Origin of the sequence: Clostridium lamae (assembly GCF_033043255.1) — a bacterium.
Classification (GTDB): Bacteria; Bacillota; Clostridia; order Clostridiales; family Clostridiaceae; genus Clostridium; species Clostridium lamae.
On sequence record NZ_JASCQJ010000071.1, the window covers coordinates 1 to 7,455 of the forward strand.

At 28.2% G+C, this 7,455-nt stretch carries 9 protein-coding genes; 2 read left to right on the plus strand and 7 right to left on the minus strand.

Annotation, left to right across the window (positions count from 1 at the left end; genetic code table 11):
* Positions 1 to 156: 156 nt before the first annotated feature.
* From QK892_RS18085 to QK892_RS18115, 7 genes are all read right to left on the minus strand, one after another.
* On the minus strand, positions 157 to 951 hold the full coding sequence (locus QK892_RS18085) for an ABC transporter ATP-binding protein (protein ID WP_317274945.1): 795 nt from the start codon (positions 949 to 951) through the stop codon (positions 157 to 159).
* Entirely contained in the window at positions 917 to 1,837 is a 921-nt protein-coding gene (locus tag QK892_RS18090; protein ID WP_317274946.1) for an ABC transporter permease, read from the minus strand. The genes QK892_RS18085 and QK892_RS18090 overlap by 35 nt, the downstream gene beginning before the upstream one ends.
* Positions 1,837 to 2,841 carry an ABC transporter substrate-binding protein gene (locus QK892_RS18095; RefSeq protein ID WP_317274947.1) on the minus strand — a complete coding sequence of 335 codons (1,005 nt, stop codon included), beginning with the start codon at positions 2,839 to 2,841 and terminating at the stop codon, positions 1,837 to 1,839. The genes QK892_RS18090 and QK892_RS18095 overlap by 1 nt, the downstream gene beginning before the upstream one ends.
* A 267-nt stretch (positions 2,842 to 3,108) precedes the next feature.
* On the minus strand, positions 3,109 to 3,522 hold the full coding sequence (locus QK892_RS18100) for a HutP family protein (protein ID WP_317274948.1): 414 nt from the start codon (positions 3,520 to 3,522) through the stop codon (positions 3,109 to 3,111).
* 32 nt (positions 3,523 to 3,554) lie between these two features.
* Positions 3,555 to 4,007, minus strand: a complete 453-nt coding sequence (locus QK892_RS18105) for a MarR family winged helix-turn-helix transcriptional regulator (protein WP_317274949.1) — start codon at positions 4,005 to 4,007, stop codon at positions 3,555 to 3,557.
* A gap of 120 nt (positions 4,008 to 4,127) precedes the next feature.
* Positions 4,128 to 4,835: an MgtC/SapB family protein gene (locus QK892_RS18110; RefSeq protein ID WP_317274950.1), complete on the minus strand. Its 708-nt coding sequence runs from the start codon at positions 4,833 to 4,835 to the stop codon at positions 4,128 to 4,130.
* A 128-nt stretch (positions 4,836 to 4,963) separates the two neighbouring features.
* Entirely contained in the window at positions 4,964 to 5,368 is a 405-nt protein-coding gene (locus tag QK892_RS18115) for a hypothetical protein (RefSeq protein ID WP_317274951.1), read from the minus strand.
* Between the two features lie 282 nt (positions 5,369 to 5,650).
* Between QK892_RS18115 and QK892_RS18120 the strand changes: the two genes are divergently transcribed.
* Positions 5,651 to 5,971, plus strand: coding sequence for a cytochrome C biogenesis protein (locus QK892_RS18120; RefSeq protein ID WP_317274952.1), 321 nt, complete (start codon positions 5,651 to 5,653; stop codon positions 5,969 to 5,971).
* Between the two features lie 85 nt (positions 5,972 to 6,056).
* The gene (locus QK892_RS18125; RefSeq protein ID WP_317274953.1) at positions 6,057 to 7,340 is read left to right on the plus strand and encodes an FAD-dependent oxidoreductase; all 1,284 of its coding nucleotides are present in this window, start codon (positions 6,057 to 6,059) and stop codon (positions 7,338 to 7,340) included.
* Positions 7,341 to 7,455 lie beyond the last annotated feature (115 nt).

Genomic DNA, 7,455 nt, shown 5'->3' on the forward strand with positions numbered 1-7,455 from the left:
ATTTTGTTTGTTATATAAATATCAATCTTTCCTTTCTTTTTATACTTAATTAATATACTATTAATTTTCCATTTGATTATATGAATTATACATTAAAATAAAAAAAATTAAGAGTACTTGTTATATATAACAAATACTCTTAATTTGGCTAAAAATCTAGGCTAATAGACTTCTATCACTTAAATCATCATTAATATTAGCATTTTTAAATAAATTCATCAACTTTTCTGTTGTTAATTCCGCCTTTTCCCTTCCTTTAACATCTAATAAAACATTTCCTCTATGCATCATTATTAATCTATTTCCTGTTTGTATAGCTTGTTTTAAATTATGAGTTACCATGATAGTTGTAATATTAGTTTCTTTAACCATTTTTTTAGTTATTTCCATTATTTTTTGAGATGTCTTTGGATCTAATGCTGCAGTATGCTCATCTAATAATAGCAATTTAGGCTTGGACATAACTGCCATCAACATAGTTAACGCTTGTCTTTGCCCACCAGATAATAGATTAACTTTATTATACAATTTATCTTCAAGACCTAAATCTAGTTCCTTAAGAAGCCTTTCATAATAACGAACCCTTTTCTTATTTATACCAAGAGTTAATCCAAAACTCTTTCCTTTATTATCTGCTAAAGATAGATTTTCTAGGATTGTCATATTGGGAGAAACACCTAAAGAAGGATCTTGAAATACTCTTCCTATCATTCTCGCTCTCTTGTATTCCTCCTTAGTTGAAACATCTTTTCCATTTAACTCAATTATTCCTTCATCACACTCTATGTTTCCTGAAATAATATTCAACAAGGTAGACTTTCCTGCTCCATTTGACCCTATAATAGTAATGAAATCCCCTTCGTCAACTTGTAAAGAAAAATTAGAAAAAATCTTATTTTCATTAATAGTATTTTCATTAAAGACTTTGTGCAATGCTTGAATCTTTAGCATCTAAATCACCGCCTTCTTTTTTTAATACAACACTCTTTTTTCTCTTTTTTTTATTTTTCAATTTAAAAATTCCAGAGTTCAAACTTAAAGCTATTATAACGATAATTGCTGTCATTAATTTTAAATAATTAGGATTCAAACCAAATTTCAATGCCATTGCTATAGCTAACTTATATACTATGGCACCAAATATTGAAACGGTTGTTGCTTTTATAAAAGAAACTTTTTTTAAAACTGAAGATCCAATTATGACTGCTGCGAGTCCCATAACAACTACCCCTGTTCCCATGCTAGCATCTGAAAAGCCTTGATATTGTGCAGTTAATGCACCACTTAAAGCTACTAATGCATTACTTATCATAAGTCCTAATATTTTTATACTATTCTTGTTTACTCCCAATGAAGTTACCAATTGCTCATTATCTCCGACTGCTACAAGTAAATTACCAATCTTTGTTTTTAAAAAGAAATCAAAAGCTAATTTTAATATTAATACTACTAATAATATTATGATAATATTATATTCCCCGCTAAAAACACTTTTCGTATTAAATAATGGAATATTAGATTGTCCCATAACAATTAAATTTACTGAATATAATCCAATCATTACTAGTATACCTGACATTAAATTAGTAATTTTAAGTTTAACATGTAAAAGTGCTGTTACTAGACCAGCTAAGGCTCCTCCTACAGTTGCCACTAAAACTGCTATCCAAGGATTAATATCTTTTATTAACAAAGCTGCACATATAGCTGCACCTAATGGATAAGTACCATCTACAGAAAGATCCGGAAAGTCAAGAATTTTATAGGTTATATATACACCTATGGCTACTATTCCAAACAATAATCCTTGTTCTAATACATTGATAATTAAATCCACTAGTTTACACCCCCAGTTACCTTCTTTGAACTTTCTTCAATGTCACTAGGAATACTAATATTTAACTTTTTTGCTACATCAGTATTTATCACAATACTCATATCACTTAATGTAGTTATTTCAATTTCTTCTGGCTTCTTACCTTCTAATATTTCTGCTGCTTTATATCCTGTTTCTTTTCCAAGTTTAAAATAATCTATACCTATTGAAGCCAATCCGCCTTTAGAAACAACTGCCTCTTCTGCTCCTAATATCGGAATATTATTTTTAATTGAAATTTGTCCAACTAAATCGTAAGCAGAAGCAACAGTATTATCTGTAGGTGTGTATAAAGCATCTATATCTTTGATAACCGCACTTAAGTTTTGATTTATTTCATTGACATTTGTAATTCCTATTTCTTTAATATTTATATTTAACTTACTAGCTTCTGTTTTTAAAGCTTCAACTTGTACCACTGAATTAGCTTCAGAAGTATTATAAATTACACCTAAAACCTTCACATCTGGTTTAAGCTTAATTAATAAATCAAGTTGTTCATCTACAGGTACCATATCTGAAACTCCTGTTAAATTTGTTCCCGAACTTGTCCATTCTTTTGCTATACCTGCTGATACTGGATCTGTAACCGCTGTAAAAACTGTTGGTATATCTTTAGTCGCATTATATACAGCTTGTGCTGAAGTTGTTGCTATAGCTAAAATTAAATCTTTTTTATCTGATGCAAACTTTTGTGCAATCGTTTGAGAAGTTGGATTATCTCCTTGTGCATTTTGATAGTCAAAAGTTATATTTTTTCCTTCTTCATAACCCTTCTCTTTTAATCCTTCAATAAATCCCTCTCTTGCTGAATCTAATGCTGGATGTTGTACTAATTGACTAATACCTATATTATAACTTTTTTCTCCTACAGAAGCTCCCTGTTCCTCTCCCTTACATCCTACAAAAGTCCCACCTACTAATAAAGCTAATAAACCAATTGCTATTTTCTTTTTCCCTACCATCTTTACTATCCTCCTATTATATACAAACCTATTTTAATATTAATAAAATCTCATTTCCTACAATCCTTCATTTTTACTTTGCTATAAATCCCAATTAAAATATAGCACTCTATTATTATTTTTAAGATTTTATTGATATTTTAACATTTATCATATAATATCACAGTTGGTTTTCTTTGTAAATATATAAAAAGATCTTAAAAATTATTTTTCTATAATAAAAAAAGGCACTTTTAGTGCCTTTAAATAATATTTTTATTTTTCAGTTTAATCTGGAATTGCTCTATGGCCAATACCTATAACAACTTCATCTAGATGCAAAAGTCCAACACTTAAAAATATACATACACTTAAATGTTCTTTATATTTTGCAATCCCTATCTTTCCACCAACATTTTGACCACTAGCTCTATTCCACACTTGCATCAAAGCATCTCTTGTGGCTCCAATAACTCCACCTTCGTGCAAATGTTCTTCTCTTATAAGACCATTTCTTTTAGATGCAACTAAAGCTCTTTCTAATATTTTGGAAGTTGCTTCATTAATATTTCCACCTATATTTACTGCAGTTACTACTATGCCTTTTTTCTTAAATTCAATTTTAAGTTCCTCTTCTTCATCTCTAGATGAAATAGCCATCCTCGTTGCGTATTTTGCAACTTCCAAACTTGTATTTGCCATAATACCCTCCCGTACTTCAAAAATAACCTTTATTATTTTATCGATTCACATTTTTCTATAAAGAAATTATTTAACTTTCCTAAAGATGTTATCATTATTTCTTTTTCATTTTCAGAAAGACAATCCATCATACTTCTAACCATTTCATTATGAAATCTCTCATGCAGTCTTTGAGCTACCTTTCCCTTCTTTGTTAATTCTACAAGAACTACTCTTCTATCCTCTTCTATTCTACTTCTTTTAACGTATTCTTTCTTTATTAGTCTGTTTATGGATGTAGTTAAAGTTCCAACTGTTATACCTAAGTCTTGCGCAACCTCACTCATCATTCTTTTTTCTTTACTTCCAATAGCTTCAATCGTATGCATTTCTCTTACTGATAAATCAGAAAAATGTCCATTTTTTAGTGTCTTCTCTTCAATTTGAAGTATTTCATTAAATATTTTTACTAAAAGTTCATTAACTACACTTAGATCTTTTTGCATAATGAATTATCCCATCCTTTTTTCTATTGTTCATTAATTAAATAATAATCTAAACTAGAGTAAAATTCAATGAAATATAATGTTTATACATTAAATATTTTGATATACAAACTATTTTAACTAAACATTTATATTATTAATTTCAATGATATTAAATTTTTCTTTTATTTCTTCTAAAATTCTATTAAAATTAACTTTTTTTGGCTTTAATACTATATACTTAGAATTTATCTCATTTTTACTATTTTCATTGTAACAGTATTCAATTCTCTTTATTTTAACTTTTTTTCTTTCTAAAAAGTGTTCTATCTCCTTTTCTATTTCCCCTTCTTTAATATATTTAATTTGAAAACTTGCTATTATATTTTTAGTTATGAACTTATTCTCTATCCTTTTCAAAAATACTATTATTATAAAAATTATAATAGCAGAAAAAACGCTTATAAAATATCCTCCCATACCTATAGATAACCCTAAGCATGCTACTATCCATAGAGTTGCTGCTGTAGTCAACCCTTTAATATTCCCTTTATTATGTATAATAGCACCAGCGCCAATAAATCCAACTCCTGTAATTACTTGAGCACCAAGCCTCCCATAATCTACATTTATTACATTAATTAATTTCTCATTTGCTTCAATCATTGCTATGGCGTGATTTCCTATTTGTATTTGAAGTAATGATATTATTGTGGCTCCTAGGCATACTAAAATATGTGTCCTAAGGCCTGCTGATCTATTTTGTACTTCTCTTTCATAACCAATTAGCCCTCCAATTATAAGTGCTAAAAAAATTCGTACTACAATATCCTTTATACTCAGTCCCATAATTCCTCCTAAATTAATTTTGATAATATAAATTATATAAATTATTTAACTAAAAATCAAAAGTAGAAATATAATTTATATCTCTACTTTTGATTTAGTTAATATTAGATTATATATAATATTACTACTTAGATTATTGAAATTGATAATAATGTTATTAATAATCCCATTATTAAGGTTAAATAATAAAAGTTATATATATCTTTTTTACTATATATCTTTAGTTTATCTATCTTTCCTTTTGGATATATAACTTCTATTTCATCTCCTTTTTCTAACTTACTTCTGTTTTCAAAAATTGATACAGCAATCTTTACAACTTTATCTCCATCTTTTATTTCTATAATAGGATATAATTTAGTGTTGTGAACTGTATTATATTCAATTCCAGGTGTTAGATAGGTATAAGCTTCAAATCCTATAATTTTAGCCTTTTTAATAACAAATCCCTTACTATGCATTATGCTTTTAACTAATGTAATACTAGCAATAAAACTTAATGTAATACCAATAATTGAAAATAAGACTCCCATATTTCATCCCTCAAATACAATTTATTTCTCTCAATAATATAATATGCTTACCTCTCCTAAAAGATATATTCAACTTGATTTTTCGTAATTTTACAATAATTTATATATTTTTATAGTATTATTTTTAATTTATTTCATTTTTTATGTTATATTATTAGTTTTTAAAGGCTTTTTATGATTTTTTTAAATTCAAATTTAATTTTCTTTAGACATTTATTTCGTTTACTATTTTATAACAATAGTCTAATATTAAATTATAGTTATTCTTAGGAGGTCGTTTTTATGAATTATACAAAAGTTAAGTTTGAAATTTATCTTCCATTAACTCATATAGATAAATTGAGAGAGGCTATTAATAATACCGGTGCTTTAACTATAGGAAAATATGATAATTGTATTTCCACAACTGAAGTTAAAGGTTATTTCAAACCTTTAGAAGGTGCACGTCCATATTCAGGTAAAGTAAATAACTTAAGTATCGAAGATGAAATAAAAATGGAATTTAGCTGCCATAAAGATCTAGCTATTGAAGTGATTAATGTTATAAAAGCTATTCATCCATATGAAGAACCAGTCTATAATATAATTCCAGTTATAAATTAACAAATCATATTTTTACTTATTTCGGTATCAAATTCTTAAATACTCGAATATTTTATTATAAATAGTAATATTCGAGGTATTAAAAATGAAAGTTATTATAATAGGCGGAGGCTTTGCTGGATGCCAAGCTGCAATACAGGCAAGGAAAATGAATGCAGAAGTTCATATTGTAGAAAGAACTGATATGTTGCTTGGTGTAGGGAATGTTGGCGGAATTATGAGAAATAACGGAAGATTTACTGCTGCTGAGGAACTACGTTATTTAGGCGCTAATGAATTAATTGATATAATGGATAGTTTATCTCTTCATAGAAATATTGATTTTACAGGGCATAAACACGCAAGCCTAACAGATATAGGAAAGGCTGAACCAGAAATAAGAAGATATATTTTATCATTAGGTATTAATATACACTTTAAGAGTAGAGCTGTAAATGTCACTTTAGAAAATGACTCAATTACTAAAATAAAATTATCTGATGGATCATTTATTGAAGGTGATGTCTTCGTGGAGACTACAGGTTCAACTGGTCCTATGACAAATTGTAATAGATATGGAAATGGCTGTTCTATGTGTATTTTAAGGTGCCCAACTTTTGGTGGAAGAGAAAGCTTAAGTTCAAAGGCTGGAATAGAGGACATTATTGGTCAAAGAAATAATGGTACTCCTGGTGCTATGAGTGGATCATGTGAACTACCTAGAGAATCATTATCCGATGAATTATTAGAAGAACTTATAACTAAAGGAGTTGCAACAATCCCTATTCCTCCTGAAGATATAAATTTAGATAAACTTAGTCAAAAAGTTTGTCAACAATATGCTTTGAAAGAATTTGCTGAAAATGTGATTTTATTAGATACTGGTCATATAAAACTAATGACTTCTTATTATCCTATAGAAAAACTTCGTAAGATTCCTGGTCTTGAAAATGCTAGATATATCGATCCTTTATCTGGTGGAACATCTAATTCTATAAGATATTTAGCTTCAAGTCCTAGAGATAATACTATGAAGATTATTGGGTTAAATAATATGTTTTGTGCAGGGGAAAAATCTGGATTCTTTGTAGGACATACAGAAGCTATGGCCACAGGTGCTTTAGCAGGTTACAATGCTATAAAATACGTACTAGGAGAACCTCTTTTAGAATTACCTAGAGAACTTTCTGTAGGAGATATTATTGCTTATGCAAACGAAACTTTAGATATGGAAAATGGTAAAATGCAAAGACATACCTTTTCAGGTGGAGAATACTTTGAAAGGATGAAAGATCTAAATCTATACACAACAGATAGCACTCTAATAAAGGCTAGAGTTAATTCCTTATCTTTATTAGGAATATTTGAACCATCTCAGAATGTAAAATGAATAATGTAAAATGTAAAATTAAAGAAGAAACTCCTTTCTAAACTTGACCCTGTCAAGTAGACAATAGGAAAAAAGACTCTTTATGCGGCATGAAACTTATATTGAATAGGACTCA